Source organism: Microbacterium sp. SA39 (genome assembly GCF_000967865.1).
Lineage (GTDB): Bacteria > Actinomycetota > Actinomycetes > Actinomycetales > Microbacteriaceae > Microbacterium.
Genome location: NZ_JXRU01000039.1, coordinates 110,825 through 125,945, shown reverse-complemented (window position 1 = coordinate 125,945; position 15,121 = coordinate 110,825). Strand labels below are relative to the sequence as shown.

Annotated in this window: 13 protein-coding genes and 1 tRNA gene; 7 read left to right on the top strand and 7 right to left on the bottom strand. The window is 64.1% G+C overall.

Annotated elements, in window-relative coordinates:
• Positions 1–7 precede the first annotated feature (7 nt).
• On the bottom strand, positions 8–535 hold the full coding sequence (locus RS85_RS16960) for an FHA domain-containing protein FhaB/FipA (RefSeq protein WP_046014649.1): 528 nt from the start codon (positions 533–535) through the stop codon (positions 8–10).
• Positions 532–1,251, bottom strand: a complete 720-nt coding sequence (locus RS85_RS16955) for an FhaA domain-containing protein (protein WP_046014648.1) — start codon at positions 1,249–1,251, stop codon at positions 532–534. The genes RS85_RS16960 and RS85_RS16955 overlap by 4 nt, the downstream gene beginning before the upstream one ends.
• A 145-nt stretch (positions 1,252–1,396) precedes the next feature.
• On the opposite strand from RS85_RS16955, the gene RS85_RS16950 reads away from it, so the two are divergent.
• A tRNA-Leu gene (locus tag RS85_RS16950) sits at positions 1,397–1,479 on the top strand.
• Between the two features lie 132 nt (positions 1,480–1,611).
• On the opposite strand, the gene RS85_RS19780 is transcribed toward RS85_RS16950, so the two are convergent.
• A complete protein-coding gene (locus RS85_RS19780; protein WP_046014647.1) occupies positions 1,612–1,896 on the bottom strand; it encodes a helix-turn-helix domain-containing protein in 285 nt (94 codons plus the stop codon).
• A gap of 61 nt (positions 1,897–1,957) precedes the next feature.
• On the opposite strand from RS85_RS19780, the gene RS85_RS19775 reads away from it, so the two are divergent.
• From RS85_RS19775 to RS85_RS16930, 3 genes are read left to right on the top strand one after another with little or no spacing between them, the layout of a single operon-like run.
• Positions 1,958–2,452 (top strand): hypothetical protein, encoded by a 495-nt coding sequence (locus tag RS85_RS19775; protein WP_046014646.1) that lies wholly within the window; start codon positions 1,958–1,960, stop codon positions 2,450–2,452.
• The gene (locus tag RS85_RS16935) at positions 2,452–3,135 is read left to right on the top strand and encodes a hypothetical protein (RefSeq protein WP_046014645.1); all 684 of its coding nucleotides are present in this window, start codon (positions 2,452–2,454) and stop codon (positions 3,133–3,135) included. Before RS85_RS19775 ends, RS85_RS16935 begins: the two co-directional genes overlap by 1 nt.
• Before the next feature lie 4 nt (positions 3,136–3,139).
• On the top strand, positions 3,140–4,186 hold the full coding sequence (locus RS85_RS16930; protein ID WP_152642456.1) for a hypothetical protein: 1,047 nt from the start codon (positions 3,140–3,142) through the stop codon (positions 4,184–4,186).
• Between the two features lie 68 nt (positions 4,187–4,254).
• On the opposite strand, the gene RS85_RS16925 is transcribed toward RS85_RS16930, so the two are convergent.
• The 4 genes from RS85_RS16925 to RS85_RS16910 all read right to left on the bottom strand — a co-directional run bounded on the left by RS85_RS16925 (position 4,255) and on the right by RS85_RS16910 (position 13,474).
• The gene (locus tag RS85_RS16925; protein WP_082087682.1) at positions 4,255–8,466 is read right to left on the bottom strand and encodes a DEAD/DEAH box helicase; all 4,212 of its coding nucleotides are present in this window, start codon (positions 8,464–8,466) and stop codon (positions 4,255–4,257) included.
• Between the two features lie 62 nt (positions 8,467–8,528).
• Complete coding sequence (locus RS85_RS16920; protein ID WP_152642455.1) at positions 8,529–10,397, bottom strand: hypothetical protein; 1,869 nt, start codon at positions 10,395–10,397, stop codon at positions 8,529–8,531.
• Positions 10,398–10,736: 339 nt separating this feature from the next.
• Positions 10,737–12,422 carry a hypothetical protein gene (locus tag RS85_RS16915; protein WP_046014641.1) on the bottom strand — a complete coding sequence of 562 codons (1,686 nt, stop codon included), beginning with the start codon at positions 12,420–12,422 and terminating at the stop codon, positions 10,737–10,739.
• Positions 12,419–13,474, bottom strand: a complete 1,056-nt coding sequence (locus RS85_RS16910; RefSeq protein WP_046014640.1) for a site-specific integrase — start codon at positions 13,472–13,474, stop codon at positions 12,419–12,421. The genes RS85_RS16915 and RS85_RS16910 overlap by 4 nt, the downstream gene beginning before the upstream one ends.
• Positions 13,475–13,744: 270 nt before the next feature.
• Between RS85_RS16910 and RS85_RS16905 the strand changes: the two genes are divergently transcribed.
• From RS85_RS16905 to RS85_RS16895, 3 genes are all read left to right on the top strand, one after another.
• On the top strand, positions 13,745–14,014 hold the full coding sequence (locus RS85_RS16905; RefSeq protein WP_152642454.1) for a hypothetical protein: 270 nt from the start codon (positions 13,745–13,747) through the stop codon (positions 14,012–14,014).
• Between the two features lie 218 nt (positions 14,015–14,232).
• On the top strand, positions 14,233–14,487 hold the full coding sequence (locus tag RS85_RS16900) for a helix-turn-helix domain-containing protein (protein ID WP_046014638.1): 255 nt from the start codon (positions 14,233–14,235) through the stop codon (positions 14,485–14,487).
• 163 nt (positions 14,488–14,650) lie between these two features.
• On the top strand, positions 14,651–15,073 hold the full coding sequence (locus RS85_RS16895) for a hypothetical protein (RefSeq protein ID WP_152642453.1): 423 nt from the start codon (positions 14,651–14,653) through the stop codon (positions 15,071–15,073).
• Positions 15,074–15,121 lie beyond the last annotated feature (48 nt).

The window sequence follows — 15,121 nt, the reverse complement described above, 5'->3', positions numbered from 1 at the left end:
GCCGGGGTCAGGCTCGCAGCTCGAAGGTCGTGGCGCCCACCTTGATCGGGGTGCCGAGGGAGAGGTTGACGGGGGAGCCGGTCACGCGCTGGCCGGCGACGAACGTGCCGTTCGTGGAGTCGAGGTCCTGAACGGCCCAGTTCTCGCCGCGCAGCATGAGGCGGGCGTGGTGGCTCGACGTGTAGTCGTCGCGGATGACGAGCGCCGACTCGCTGGAGCGGCCGATCGTCATGGAGTCGGCGCCGAGGGGGAGCTCGAGGCCGGTCTTCGGGCCCGACGTGATGACCAGGCGCTTCGCGGTGGCGATGGTCGCAGGTCCCGTGGAGGGCTTGGCGGATGCCGGGCGGACGGATGCCGGCTTCGCGGCGGGCGCTGCGGGGGAGGGGGTCGCGGTTCCGGCGGCGGCCTCCGCGGGGAGCTTGCGCACCTTCACGCCGAACAGGTCGGCACGGAGCGAGTAGACGACGCCGAAGACGAAGAACCAGAGGACGAGGAGGAACCCGACGCGGAGCAGGAGGAGGATCAGTTCGCTCATCCGAATCCTCCGAACGCGCGAGTGGAGTCGTCGGGGGTCGGGCGAGACGGCGTCGACACCGGGACGATGTGGAAGACCAGGTCGGTGCGGCCGATCGTGATCGTGGTGTCGGAGGGGAGGGCGGCTTCGCGAAGCTTCTGGCCGTTGACCTTCGTGCCGTTGGTCGAGCCGAGGTCGCGCATCATGGCGCGCTCGCCGTCCCAGAGGATCTCGACGTGCTTGCGGCTCGATCCGGCATCCGCGATCGTGATGTCGGCATCCGATCCGCGCCCGATGACGGTGCGCGCGCGGGTGAGCGGGTGACGGCGTCCGTCGACGTCGATGACGGCCTGCCAGTTGACGCGTCCTTCGACCGTGCCCGAGTCGACCCGCACGGTCCCGGTGGCGACCTTCTCGTCGACCTCGAGGCTGATCGAGAGGGGACCGGAGAAGCTGTAGCCCTGCGACTTGGCGTGCTTCGTCAGCAAAGAGTGGAGTTCTTCCGTGAGGGCGTTGCCGAGGCTGCGCATGCGCTCGGAGTCGTCGGTGCTGAGGCGCACCACGAAGCTGTTCGGCGCGATGATGCGATCGCGGCTGACGACGGCCGCCTTTGTGTCGGCTTCACGACGGACCGCCGAAGCGATCTCCACGGGCTGGATGCCGCTGCGGAAGGTCTTCGCGAAGGCGCTGTTCACAGCGCGCTCGAGACCCTTCTCAAAGCTGTCAAGTAGTCCCACTGGGCTCCTCTGGCATGCCGACCGGTAGGGACATCGTAGCCAGGTGACCTGGGGGAACGCCGCCGCCGACCCGTTTCCGCTGTGCGAAGTGGCCGAAATCGCGTGATATCCTCGGGAAGTTGAGTTCTTCGGAACGAGACCACTCGCGCGAGTGGCGGAATGGTAGACGCGCTGGCTTCAGGTGCCAGTATTCGCAAGGATGTGGGGGTTCGAGTCCCCCCTCGCGCACAGAAGGCCCTGTTCTTAAATACAGGGCAATTTGTTCGTAAATCAGAAGAGCTGGTCGGATATCGCTTCCGACCAGCTCTTTTTGTGTCCTGCCGCTCGGAGGTGGGGTCCCGCACGAAGAGTCAACTTCTCTCACTGTTGGAAGAACGCATGCACGTCCGCCTGCAGCGCAGATCGCTTCGGTGCCGACATCGCGTGGCTCAGCGCGGACACCACTCGCGCCACCAGGAAGAAGCCAGGCTCGGGGTTTCGACCCGCTTCCAGCTTCGCTACGGATCCGATGGAGACGCCCGCTTGCTCAGCCAGGCGCTGCTGACTGATCCCGACCGAACGACGGGCAGCCCCGAGCAAGCCGCCGAGGCGCGCCGCCTTCTGGGCGCTCTGAGGGTCCGTGATGGAGGCTGGTGGACGCGGCATGATGTCCCTACAATAGTAGGGACATAATAATAATGCATTCGCCGTAGGGTAAAGATCGAGTATGGTCGCGAGTGAGGAGGTGTCGGAGATGGTATGGCAGGCTATGCAGCTCATGCGAGACGCCGAGCGCACAAGGCTTTGGTATGTGAGCAACGATTCGCACCTTGCTCCTCGCGCCTTCGATGACAAGGTGCATGGGAACTTCGTCCCGAGATGGGGTTCTACTGCTTTATTGCACCTCGCCATCCAAGCCCGAGCCGTGCACCTCGACCCTAAGCGGGTTGAACTTCGAGACGTGGCGCTCATGCCGATGGACCCCGAGGTCGCAGAGCAAGCGAGCAAGAACATCGTCGAAGCATTGCGCTCGGACGATCTCGATGCTGCCGAGGAACTCCTTGACGGACCTGGTGGTCCATACGTCGTGATGTCTGTCGAGCTCGAGTCGGAGGACGGAGCGCGAGTCGTCGTTGAGCGCTACGGAGGGTTCGAGGTGACCGAGGACGACCCGATTCCGGCCCTCGTTTCTGCCGCGGCAACGCTCCTCAGCATCAGCTGATGCCAGAGGACTATAAGGGTGCGTTTTTCGACGCGCTCAAGATCGCCGGAGTGGGCGCACTGACGTTTCTCTTTGCTCCCTGGGTGGACGCAACGTTCCCGGATGTATGGCCATGGGTGCGATTTGCCGTGCCCGCGTTCGCCGGTGTTCTCTTTCTACTGTTGCTCTACGTGTTCGCAACCGGGAAAGCGCACCTTGAGGTGGTGTGGCGGATCATCGGTGAGCCCGAGGTTGATGTCGAGAAGGTCATCGCGAAGTTCTTGACAGCCAACTCGGGCGACGGCGGCGACCTCTTCGAAGTATCCGTCCGGCACAAGTCCGGACGTGGTCTCGGAAGGCTCGCGTTGAGATGGGCAGTGAAGTCGGGTTGCGATCTCAAAGTGAGTGTCCCTCATTCCGACCTCAGCGTGGTGTCGGAGGGCGAGCAGGCGAGGGTCAACTCCGGCGAGATCGTCATAGGTACGAGTTTTTCCATCACCTTCGCCCTCAAGCCAAGTATCCCCTTGCCTGGGCACACGTGGACTCATCTACCGTTCCGGCTCAACGCGGGCGTGATTCCACGCTCTCAGACACACTGGACGGTGCAATACGAGTTGGAACCCCGCGGTCGGTTGGCGGGGGTCTATGCCAAGCTCATCAAGGTGGACGCGACAGTCGTGTCCCTCGTTGAAACATGGAGGTGAGCGGATGCCTACGTTCGCCAACACACAGGTGCATATGACACCGCAGACGTTGACCACGACCCTCCAACTCAACGAGATTCTCGACCTACTCGTGGCATCGTCACCTGATGGATCGACACGCACACGCGGGTGGCGCGGGATCACTGACGATCTTGAACGCCCTGTCATCAGCGACGATGAGGGTAGTGCAGTGCCCGAGTTGTGGGCGGCGGATCCTGCGTATCAAGTCCCGGAGCGTGTCGCGGCCCGCTTGGTCTGGTGGGAGAAGCGCGCCGTCGAGAACCTCACGTCCGGATCGACCGAGGCATGGTTCAAAGACGGTGTCGACGTCCTCATCAGTAAGACGTCGGCCGGCTACCTGTTGCTCTGGTCCACGAACGACCCGCGACTCATCAAAGATCCGACACGCCAGACCGTCGGGTCCGCGCTCGATGCGCTGCTTACGGCCCTCCGGCGACGCGACAGTGGAGCGAACATCTCCTCCTCATCCGTTCTGTCCTTCAACCGTGAGGCTTACCTCTGGCTGACGAACGCGGCGGAAACGAAGAAGGACATCGGTCACTCCGTGACGGTCACGAAGATCGCCAGCATGGGAACCAATGAACTGAACGGGCGGCAGCACCTCACGAACAGACTCAACGGGGAAGTGAACCTTGTTCGGACGTCGTTCCTGAGTGCGCTCGGGTCAGGAGCGGAGCTTGGTCCCGCCGACGTGGAGTTCACCGAGCGGGGGCCTAACGGCCGAATCGAGCACACGACTGCTCGCATCATCGTTTCGGGCGGCGCGAAGCTTTTGGCCGGAGACTCCAAGTATGAAGCTCTTCTCACCGGTGTCTTCAAGAGGCTTCGAGTCGCCGAACGGCTGGCGTACCGCTATCTCCCTCTGGTTCGCGATGGTCACATCAACGACGCGAACTGGGGCATCGCCGAACGGGATCTGCTGATCCTCGAGAAGCAGGTACTGCTCGTGAAGGAGTTCCGTCGACGAGCCAAGCAGAACGCTCAGTATGCCGCGTGGGTGGCCGCGGGTGGAGACATCGACTCGGACTGAGGTGAGCGCGAGGGTTCGCCCGCGCGCCAAGACCTAGGGCGTCCTGATGGCGGGCGCTTTTCGGAAGACTACGTCCGCCACCTCAGCTCTGTGGTCACATCTCCGTCCGGTGACGGAAGGTCGACGAGCAGTTCATTCGAGCAGAAGACGTCCACGAAGTCTTTCAGCATCTCGCTCGTACGGATCGTCTCGAGGTCGTTGCTCGTGTGCTGAATGATCTCGCGGCTCGCCATAACGATGAGCTTTGCGCGGGCGCGCGTCGCGAGGACGTTGAAGCGGTTGAGGTTGTGGAGGAAGTCCTCCTCTTCGGCGACTGTGTCGGGGTCGCCCACCGCGTAAGTGGCGAGGATGATGTCCCTCTCTTGACCTTGGAAGCGTTCAACCGTGTCGACAGCGCTCTCGATCCATCCGGGGAGCTGCGGGTCAGAGGTCGCGGTGACGAACGCCGCCCTGAGCAATTCGATGATGCGGGAGCGCTGAGCGCGGTGAAGGCTCACCACCCCGATTGCTTCCGTCCAGAAGTACTCGTCCGTAATGGGATTTGTGTCTGCGGTATTCAGGCCGCGGACGAGGGTGCGATGGTACCAACGGACGAGGTCCGCGATGGTCAGCGCTTCGAAGTCGTTCCACTGCCCGGAGACGCCTTCGAGGTAGGTGACGGCGACGGCCACACGGTCTGGATCTGCGACGGCTATGAGGTCCTCGCTGAGCGCGAGCTCGATGCGAACGTCCTCGAGGGACACATCGTCTCGATACTGGATGCGGAGGGCTGGACGCTCCGCGCGCAGCGCATCCGGGTAGCCGGCGAGTTTGCCTAGCTCCACCAGTGTGGTGTTGGACCGGTAGTTGACGAGGAGCTGCTCCTGCGGGACGCCCTGGTCGTGAAGCAAATAGTTGTAGATCGAGCCGACCTTGTTCTCCAGGCCCAGGGGAGGTTCGGCCGCATGGATGGGCGCCAACTGCAGGTGGTCGCCGGCCACGATGAGCTGGGTCCCATCGTTGGCGCCGGAGAGCAGCAAGGTCGCGTGGGCGACGTCGAGCTGGCCGGCTTCATCGAAGATGATGACGTCGAAGGTTCCACGCATCCCGCGGGCATCGCGCGTCTCGATGGCGGCATGGAGCTGCTCGGTGGTTCCGAAAACGAACACTGGTTGACCGGATCCGAGGTCATCTATGAGCTCATCGAACTCGGGGGTCCGACGCCTCACATCCATCTGTGGCGGGAGCCAGTCAGGGGTCGCTCGTGCGCCCGAGCTCAGTCGCCTGACCAGCACGTTCGGCGGGAGCGCAGGAAGAAGTCCCTGCAGCACCGTGTCGATGGCCGTGTAGGTGAAGGCGGCGATTGCCACGCGCAGTGGCTGCCCAGTGGCGGCGAAGCCCTGGAGGATCGACCGGACGGTCGCGGTCTTACCAGTTCCCGGAGGTCCCCAGATGAGGGTCACTCGGCGGGACAGGGCGCTCTCCCACGCACTCTTCTGGGATGCATTGAGGCCCGTAAAGGTGGCCGGCATCGCGGCTCGCAGGGCCTGCATGTCACGGGCCACAGTTGTCGCGTTCAACGCCGCCGAGTTCCAGAGCAGGTCGCCCGCGGGGTGAGCTGGCCCCGTGCGAGGGCGCACCGCTCGACCCAGTGCCGAATCGACGAGAGGATCTCGGCCCGATGCAGGAGGATTGCCGATGGCTTTGGTCGCCTCTTCCAGCCGCTTGACGAAGAAGTCTCGGTTCACGGCCTCGAGGGTGAGTGGCCCATGTCCACCGAAGGCTCGAGCCTGCCCCAGGCGGCGTCGGATCTCCGTGCGGATGCCCCAGGTGTCCATGTCAGCGACGAGCGTTGCCTCGTGCCTGTCGATGTTGACGATGGTGGCGCCGAGGACATCTCCGAGAGTGGTGCGGAAGTCATCGATCCCATCCCACCAGGCGGACAGTTGCGCGTTATTGACCCGGCGCACGAAGCTGTTGATGGTGGTGTCGAGATCCATCGCGAGCATTTCGGGAACGACCGCCCAGAGGAACTCTCCGGGCTTGACCTTCACATCGACGCTCCCCGGACGGAGCCTGAACACCATGCGGTTCGGCAGCGGAGGGAGACCCAGCCTTGTCAACTCCGCGTCGCGGTCCGGTCCTTGCAGCGCCGTCATGACTGCCGTCTCGAACTTCGCTTCCTTCTCATCGGTGGGCAGTGCACGTACCTGTGCTTGGTCCAGTTTCGCCACTGCACGATCCAGTTTTGAGTATGCAACGAGGAGAACCCCGAGAGGACTCGTCGCGTTCTGCAGCGTCGGTGCCGACAACTGGCGCAGCAGCGGTGCCTTCCGCGAAATACGGTCACCGAACGCAGTGGTCAGGGCATCGGTCACATCACTGAGTGCGCGCAGCTTCGTCTTGACCGTCTGCAATAGCCGGCTAGAGAGTTCCGCGGGCGTCGGTGCGGAGGGCACTCGCCGGGGGTTCCACAGCTGATGGGCACGCTCAGGAGGTATCTGGTCAGTAAACGGATCCTCCCAGAACATGGGCACGTTGTACGGGTACGGACTGTTCGGGTCCTGCAATTTCCGAGCTACTCCGAGCAATGTGTACGTATGGGCGAGGTCCACGGCGAGCGTGGCTTTCGCCGCGTTCCGGACGATACTGACCGCGGGAGCCTCTGTCAGAGCAGGGCTGTCGAGTACCTCCTCCGGAGGGAACAGCCATACCAGCCGCTGCAGGCGACCGCTGGCGAGGATGCGGGCGAGGTGGCGTCCGACGACTCGCGTCATGTGTTCGAACGTGACGGTGTCCCACACATAGACCTGCATCGACTGCGTACGGTCGTGAGTGGTGCACTCGTCGATGAGGGCCGCGAGGTCGTCGAGCAGGCCGGACAATGCGTCCCACTCTGCATCGGCGGACTTCTGGTCGGTGTGGTGCACTCGAGTCCGCGAGATGCTGGAAGGTTGCCAGCCTCTCTGCATCCATGCCCAGGAGAGGCCGAAGGAGAGACTGAGGGCGCTGCCCGGATCGAAGTCTGCGGTGATGTAGATGCGAAGGCGCGCCCAGGAGGGGATCGCTGCGGTCGTGTACAGAGAAGAGTCGAGGGGTACGACGCTCGTCCCGGCGAGGGCCTGTGCACGTCGGCTGACGATTTGTCGCTGCCCCCGCAACCGGTGGTGAAGGTCGAAGGTCTCGTCAGTGGTGTCGAGGCCTGCGAGGTCGGTGACGGTGGACGTCCCGTGGGTGCGGAGGACCTGGAATGCGCCTCTCGTGAGGAATGGGATTCGGGAGAGGTGCTGCTCCGTCTCAGCCTGCGGCAGGCAGTGCCGGGCGTCCCACGCAGAACCACTGGTGCCGGGGGTAGTTGAGAACTTCTGGCCGAGGTTCTCACAGCCCTGGCAAGCGGGAGTCACCGACCATGGAAGATCGGCGAGACGTTCGCCAAGTACATGCGGAATGTCGACGTGGAGGACCCTACGGACCTGTGCGAGGAACGTCCGCATCGGAACCGTCTCGAGGTCCTCGTGAAATCCGGCGTAGCGGTCCGCAGCCGTCGCGCCTGCAGCTGTCGCCGCGTGCAGTGCCGATTCTGATTCACTACCCGGCCAGATCGCTGGGTAGGCGCTCACAAAGTAGCGGTCGTCCAGGCCGACGTCTTCGAGAAAAGCCGCGAGCGTCAGCGCGTAATAGGCGAGCTCGGCAAAGTATCGCGGCCCCGGCTCACTGGTGAGTTTGACGTCGATGATCCTGAGGCCCAGACGTGGATCCGCTGCGTCAATCGGGACGATATCGCCGCTGACGGCGACACCCTTGTCTCCGAGGACGCGGTCGCCGGATTCGAGTACCTCGATGACGTCGGGGCGAACGCGCGTGAACTGCAGGGGCCCGCTCGTCTCGGCGAACGTGATGGTGTCGAGTCCATGGGCGAGACGGAACGTGGGGGTGTCTGCGCGGAACTCCGTCTCGATGAGGAACTGCCCAGGGGTCAAGCCAGCGACGAGGAACGGCTCCAGCGGTGTGGTGGCGTAGTTCAGTCCAGGCTGCGTTGTGCTCCCGGTGACGGTGAACGACCCACCCAAGAGGTTGGCGGCGCCGAAGGCTTCCCGCAGGTCATAGACCTTCGCCTGGCCCCACTCGTCACCGGCGTCCTGAATACCGCGGAGAGCGGGGCGGACCTGCCGATGCGGGAGGTTCAGCGCTTGACGCTCCTGGACGAACGTCCCACTGTCAGGGTGCATCGACAGTCGAAGCTGTCGTTCACAGCCGGAACCGACGAACTGAGTAATGGTCGTCTTCTCAACGCGAGGCATAGTCGTACCTTGTGGCCGGCGCAGGGCTCGTCCCCCGCGAGTGGCTCCACTCTATGCGCGTGCTATGACACGTCGGCGACAGCGTGCTCGAGGGTTATCACTTCGTCATCTGTCGGTTCGTCGTCATCCAGGAACGCGGCGACGGCCAGCGCCCGCCGCAAGTTTGCCGTGTCCGGATCAGCGAGCTGGAGAGTTTTCGCCCAACGGCTGGCTTCAGCGCGAACCGTGTCGAGCACAGATGAGGAGCGGATGGCGTCACGACGAACGGGCTCTGCGTCGTCCTTCGCCAGCACGAACACGGCGTCCCAGACGCTGGAGCCCTGGTGGCGGTGAAGGCTCATCTCGCTATCCCCACGAAGGGGGAACACCGTGACGTAGCGCAGGCCGGTTTCTCTCAGGGCTCCGCCTAATGCAGACCAGGCGCCGGGGGCCTTGTGCTGGAAGGTGAAGATCAGGCGTCCGCCGGGCTTGAGGATGCGTGCGGCTTCGCGGAAACAGTCACGCAACCCGGCTTGGAAGAGCGGGGCATGGTCTGCGCCGCGGCCCTTAGTTGCCAAGCTGGCCGCCGAGGGGCCTCCAGGGTCGGTGATAGCGCCGGCCGCAGCGAGCCAGGGAACGAAGAAGTCCGCGAGTTCCGAGTAGTCGATGTTGTCGAGGTATGGCGGGTCGGTGAGCACGATGTCGACGCTCGCGTCGGGGATCTGTATGAGAGCGCGGCTGTCGTCGTTGTAGATGTGGACTGTTCGGTCGCCGTCCGGAAGCGGCGAATCGACGAAGCCGGTCTTTGAGTACTCGCGGGGAGCCTTGGCGTAAGAGATCGCGTTCGCGACCTTTCGGAGGGCGTTCGGAAACGTGCCGCGCCCCGTGCCGCGCAGCCAAGGGTTGAGCTCCACGGGCCTGGTCGAATGAGCGAAAGCCCGGAGTGAGAACAGGGGCGTCACCTGACGCCACCGTTCGGTGTAGCGGGTGAGGGTGCAGTTCGACGTGAGGTGATTGGAGAACGCCAGCGCATACGGCAGCCGATGCTCCTCAGGGAGGGAACCAATGACAGCGAGGAGCCGGTTGGCGTGCAGCAGCTGACGGTTGTTGAACAGTTGCGTGTAGGACGTGTACCCGTAGGCGGTCAGCCGGTTGTCGCTGCGTCCGAGGTGGGGAATGGCGCGCATCGGGAGGAGGGCTCGTTCGTCGGCAAGGTCCGCTTGCGCCGTGGCGAGGTTCTTGAAGTCGAGGTCGCTCGGGCGGTGGATAACACGGTCACGAATCGGAACCGCCCGGGTGGACGAGGAGCCTGCGGCGATGGACTCGATGGCGAACAGGCGGAACGTGGGGCGTTCGCCGGTGCGCCGGGCGTGCTCGATGAGCGCCTCGGAATGCTGGCATGCAGGGCAAGTCGCGACGCCCCGCTGAACGGTGCCCTCCGCAAGAGCCGTGCGTTCGCCGCACGCACAGTCGAGAGTCGTGACATCCCCGCCGACTCTGTGGATGTCACCGCAGGCCCGGCAGAAGACGACCTGGCCGTCCCCGTCGAGAGCAACTCGATGGTGCGGGTGGGCGTCGAACGTGAGGTCACATCTCGCACAGGTCACTTCCTGCACCCAGAAGTAGTGCAATCCGATGCGGGCGTCACCATCGGGTCCAACGGTCGAGTACAGAGACTGCTGGTCGTTGAGCGCGTTGTTGACCTCATCGAACGCGTCCCAGGGGTTGGGGTAGCGGTGTGCTGTCAGTTCGAACTCGGTGACGGCGCATGCCACTGGGTCGATGTCCGCTCCCACGACGTGAGCGCCCAGGCGAGATGCCTCGTAGAGACTGGTGCCGCCCCCGATGAAGAGGTCGGCGACGGTTGCTCCGGTCAGTGGGCCGCCCTTTTCGAACGTCGCCCAGAACTCTTTCTCCGTGGACGTCTGTGACCCGACGAGGAGCGCCCGCATCGCGGTGCCGAACCGCCTGGCGAACCACTTGTGTGCGAGGTACACCGGCCGCGGACGGTGCGCTTCGCGGCGAGCGAGCTCAGCGAGCGCGACCAGTGGCAGCGCAGCCTCGTCGAGGAGGCTCGTCGCAGAGTCGGGGGGAACGGAATTCATGGGCTACTCCATTGTGGGGGGTCTGCTCCTCCATGCGCGGCTCGCCGCATCTCTTCGGACACCTCAGGGGCGGACCGACCCAGCTGAACTCGACGAAGCCGACAATGTCACCCACCTCGTGGCGTGGCGTTGCGGTGAATGGTCTTCAGGGTGGTTCTTCTTTCCGGCTCTATGCGGGCGACGACGTCAGGCGGCGACAGCGTCACGGCGCTCGAGGGGCTTGCCGTCGATGTCCACGCGTCGACGCGCACGCAGCGTGGGGCGGTCGACGACCGTGTGGGCTTCAGCCTCCAGGTGACTGACGATGCGCCGCATGTTTGACACGGCGGCGGCCATGCCCGCGGTGAGGAAGTGGTACGCGTAGCCGCGGGCGCGCCTCTTCTCCGGGTTGCCAATGTCGGTGGCCGCATCGCTCTTGAACCACAGGTTGTTCTCCTCCGCTCGGTTGCGGAGTCCGAACCAGGCGTGCCATTCCTCGGTGTAGTACTGCACGGCGGAGAGATTCTTGAGGACGCGAAGAGACTCGGCGCTGTCGGGGCCCACGGTCAGCGACTTGGCAACGAGCTTTGGGGCGCGCTTCAGCCGAATCCCTGTTGCGGGGTCGAAGAGCATCAGACCTGCGAGAGACGGGTAGGTGAACCGGTGATACCCGTCTTTATCGGGCCGGCCGTGCGGCACCAGCGCATACCGCCTTCGCGCCTCGATGTGAGCCTTGTGCTGGTCCTTCGAGATGCGTCCGTTGGCGAAGTCGCCCGTCGAGGTGATGAGGTTTCGCGGCATCCACTTCACGAACAGAAACCCGTCGACGAGAATCGCGTCCCCGATGGTGGCGTCCTTGCCCGGCTTCTTCTTTCCGCTGTGATTGAAGACACCGCGGAACCCGAGCTTGTGAAGTTCGACCTGGAAACGGTGCGGCTTGAAGTTGTTGTACTCCTGGTCCGCCATCAGTCGGTTGCGCTCGTCCTCCCCGAACTCCTTACAGTGCTGCCTCACGGCACGCAGCGGACCGTACTTGTTGCGGCCGGGGTGCTGGAACGACGCGCCAGACATGAGGACGGGGAAGCTGAGGTTATCGCCAGGCTTGTTGGCGACGGTGACGACCGTCTCCATCTCCCACGCCGGCTCGTCGTCCTCGTGGCCCTTGCCCTCGTGGTTGCCGGCCCGGGTGTAGCGAGTGCTCATCGCGTTGAGGTTCCGTCGGTCCGCTCCCTCAGCGCCCCACATGTAGTTCGGTTCTCCGACGAGGAAGATAGGCGTCGCGTCGATGGCGATGTTGCCCTTATAGCGGGCACGAATCTCTGCCGGCAGACGCCGGATGGTGGTGTGCAGCAGCATGTTCACCACGTCCTCGACGCGGTCGCGTTTTTCTTGCGAGTACGACTCTTTCGCCTGAATGAACTCGGCGGCGGTGATGTGGTGCTTCTTAGAGACTTCCCACGGCTCAAGAAGGTCAAGGATGCGGTTGAGGGACCGGTGGAAACGCAGATACCACTGACGTGGGCTGCTGAGGTATGGCGACAGTCCGAGGTACTCGCGCGTCTCCGACGTGGTCCGTGCGAACAGCGTCTTGGCGATGGTGCCGTAGCGGGCGTCTCCGCCGTCGATGTGCATCATCAGCAGGATGAGCACGGCACGGAAAGTCATCTGAGGCTTGCGGCCGGCCGCGGACTTCCGGTCTTCCCCCTGGCACCGCTCGAGGAACTCGACGGCACCGGACTCGTCGACGAGGCGGCCGTACAGCTTCATGTGTGCCAGTGAGGTGGGCTCGGCGGCACGGACATAGGCGTACTCGTGGAAGGTATAGCCGGTCGCCTCAATCATGTGACGGTCGAACTGTGCGAGGGCGGCGTCGACCTGAGCCTGACGCTTCATCGCTGCCCCTCGCCACGGAGGATGCGGCGATAGTCAGCGTGGTCACGGGGCTGGACGTGCTCGAGGAGGAGGTGCAGGTGCTGCAGCTTGGTGATGCCAGCCGCTCGCATCAGTTCCTTCATCGGGGTGGCCATGGTGAAGTGATGGGTGAGCCAGGTGTGACGAAGGCGGTCAGCACGAGGCGGTTTGCCGAATGAGCGCTCAGTGAACGTGGATGCGAGGCGCGACGTGTTGTGGACGTTGACCGCACCCCACAGAAGCTCGCCCTTGGGGCGTCGCTTCAACAGAACGAGCATCCACTCTTCCCACTCCGCCTGCAGCGGCACCTCGCGCCCATCGACCATGATGAGGATGCCCTCGTCATCGACGATGACGTCGTCGTAGTGCACGAACGGCAGCTCGCCCGGGCGAAGGCCGGCGCCAGCACACAAGGTGAGCATGAGCATCGCCCGGTCGCGCTTGAGGTCGGTGTTCTGCGCACCCGCCCAGTCACGGAACGACTCCATCTCCCGTTCCGTGTACGGTGCGACCGTCGTCCTCGTGGACAGCGGGGTCTGACGCTCCGGGTGCTCTTCGGGCATCAGCACCTCGCTGATGCGGAGGAGGAACGTGCGGTAGTTCCGTCGGGTGACTTCTTGGAGTTCCAGGTTTGCGGTGGTGGAGTACAGGTCGATGCCGCGCACGGACCAGATGACGTTGGCCTCGAGCGGCCAGCCCTGACCGTCACACCAGAGAACGTAGCGGGCGGTGTGAGTGAGCAGGAGCTTCGCGGCGTAGGGGGTGAGAGGTGCGGCGAGCGTGACCGAATCGCGGATGAAGTCGTCCATCGGCGAACCGGGCACGACACCGGGCAGCTCTCGCTCGGTCACGAGCGCGCCCACTTCCCTGCTGAGGCGAGCGTACGTGTGCTGGTCCAGGATGCGTGCTGTGCGCTTGGGGTGGCCCTCGCCGCGGAAGCGCCCGAGGAACTGCGCGAGCAGCTCCGAATGCGTCGCCGCGGTGGTGGTGTCGTCGAACTTGGTGATGCGGTTGAGGTAGGTAGGTGTCTGCACTCCCTTCCCATTAACGGCGCGGCCCAAGCCCCGGTCGTTTTGCGTAGAATATTCAGCATTGGTCGACTGAAGCGAACAATTTGGTACCTGAACAGGCATGTGCAGACTTTTCGCGCAGTATCGAGGAGCGACATCATGGGCACGAGAGCACCCGGAATGACCTTCGAGCCCCGCACTGCAGTCGGGGTCCCGTCAGCGTTCGGGCGGGTGAGCGCTCCGTTGCCCCCGGCGCAGGGGTTCGACAAGCTTGACCACCGGTACCGCGCAGCGATGATCCAGCACAAGTTGGCGGACATGATTCACGACGCGCTGCGACTCAGAGGGCAGACGTTGCCGCAGTTCCTGGCGGCCGCGCCCCCTATCCCTGGCCTGAGCCCGGATCGCCAACGCCGCATGCTCCGTGGCGAGACAGCGGCACAATTCGCAGACCTCGCGTTCTGGGCCTCCGTCTTCCCGAAGATCGCGACCGACATTGCGGAGTACATCGGCTCGTGGCCCATGGAGCAGATCGCCCGGCGGGAGGAGGGGGCGGGCAGATGAGCACACGCGTCATCTCGCCAAGACACGGGGCCTCCCTTCGGCGAACGTCGTCTGAGCGGAAATACTAGGCCATATACAGCAGGCCGTATATACCAGATCTCTGGCAAGCACCTAACGGCGCGCCGCACGGTCCGCGTTGAACGTGTGCAATAGGCATGTATAACAGGCCTTGTGCATAGGGTGTGGTTTTGCAGGTCCGCTCCACATGCTGGATAGCGATGTGGAACGAGAAGACGGCCGAGCAGCTGGGTGCGGCGTTGCGACGCCTGCGCAATGACAGCGGGCTGTCTCAGGAGTCCCTGGCCTATCAGGCAGGCATCACGAAGAACCAGTTGCAGCTCATCGAAGCAGGACGCTCTACCGGGCGCAAGGAGGGGGCAGGCCCCTCCAACCCTCGAATGGCAACGCTCGTCGGCCTGTCCGGAGTCCTTGGGATCTCGGTCGCGCAGTTGATGACTGAGTCGGGACTCTAGCTCTCGCGCCACGCGTTCGAACTCGTCGTCGAGGCCAGAATCGTATTTATTTTATTCATTTCGGCAGCCCCAAGCGTCCAGTGCCAGCGCCCTCCGCTCCGTCCAGGCGTCGCCTTGAGTCGCGCGGCGCTCCTCCCTGGTCCCACCGCGCATGGGTCAAGGTATGGAAGACTATCCCGCCTCATTCCTCGCACTCATCGACCGCGAACCAGCTGATCTGACGCCCTACGACCGCGAGTCGCTCGAGTACATCTACGCGTCCATCAACCTGGCTGAGGGGCTACCCGCGGATTCGCCGCCGCGGGTCTGGTGCCTGATGGCTCAGAGCGTCGGACGGATCGCCCACATGCTGGGGCGACTGCCCCAGGCGGGCGACCCCGGCGCGACCGCAGAGATCCTCGCCTGGGTCGCTGCGCAGGATCCTGAGTCGCTGAACGGGTACCAGCGAGCGCGGCTGAGTTGCCTGCCCGGGATGTGGGCCGTGATCCGACCATGTCGCCCGACGTTATCCGGAGAGCATCCCTCGGAGGACCAGGTCGGGCCCCTGTCGGGGTCAGGTCTACCTCCGGCGGACCGTGAAGCTTGACCGTGAACTCGCCGCCACGGCCACCTGCGGCGCCGCGTGGACGTCGGC

Excerpts from the sequence above, each read along its gene's own strand:
- RS85_RS16960 (WP_046014649.1), bottom strand. The coding sequence starts at position 535 with ATGAGCGAACTGATCCTCCTCCTGCTCCGCGTCGGGTTCCTCCTCGTC.
- RS85_RS19780 (WP_046014647.1), bottom strand. The coding sequence starts at position 1,896 with ATGCCGCGTCCACCAGCCTCCATCACGGACCCTCAGAGCGCCCAGAAG.
- RS85_RS19775 (WP_046014646.1), top strand. The coding sequence starts at position 1,958 with ATGGTCGCGAGTGAGGAGGTGTCGGAGATGGTATGGCAGGCTATGCAG.
- RS85_RS16935 (WP_046014645.1), top strand. The coding sequence starts at position 2,452 with ATGCCAGAGGACTATAAGGGTGCGTTTTTCGACGCGCTCAAGATCGCC.
- RS85_RS16930 (WP_152642456.1), top strand. The coding sequence starts at position 3,140 with ATGCCTACGTTCGCCAACACACAGGTGCATATGACACCGCAGACGTTG.
- RS85_RS16925 (WP_082087682.1), bottom strand. The coding sequence starts at position 8,466 with ATGCCTCGCGTTGAGAAGACGACCATTACTCAGTTCGTCGGTTCCGGC.
- RS85_RS16920 (WP_152642455.1), bottom strand. The coding sequence starts at position 10,397 with ATGCGGGCGCTCCTCGTCGGGTCACAGACGTCCACGGAGAAAGAGTTC.
- RS85_RS16915 (WP_046014641.1), bottom strand. The coding sequence starts at position 12,422 with ATGAAGCGTCAGGCTCAGGTCGACGCCGCCCTCGCACAGTTCGACCGT.
- RS85_RS16905 (WP_152642454.1), top strand. The coding sequence starts at position 13,745 with ATGATCCAGCACAAGTTGGCGGACATGATTCACGACGCGCTGCGACTC.
- RS85_RS16900 (WP_046014638.1), top strand. The coding sequence starts at position 14,233 with ATGTGGAACGAGAAGACGGCCGAGCAGCTGGGTGCGGCGTTGCGACGC.
- RS85_RS16895 (WP_152642453.1), top strand. The coding sequence starts at position 14,651 with ATGGAAGACTATCCCGCCTCATTCCTCGCACTCATCGACCGCGAACCA.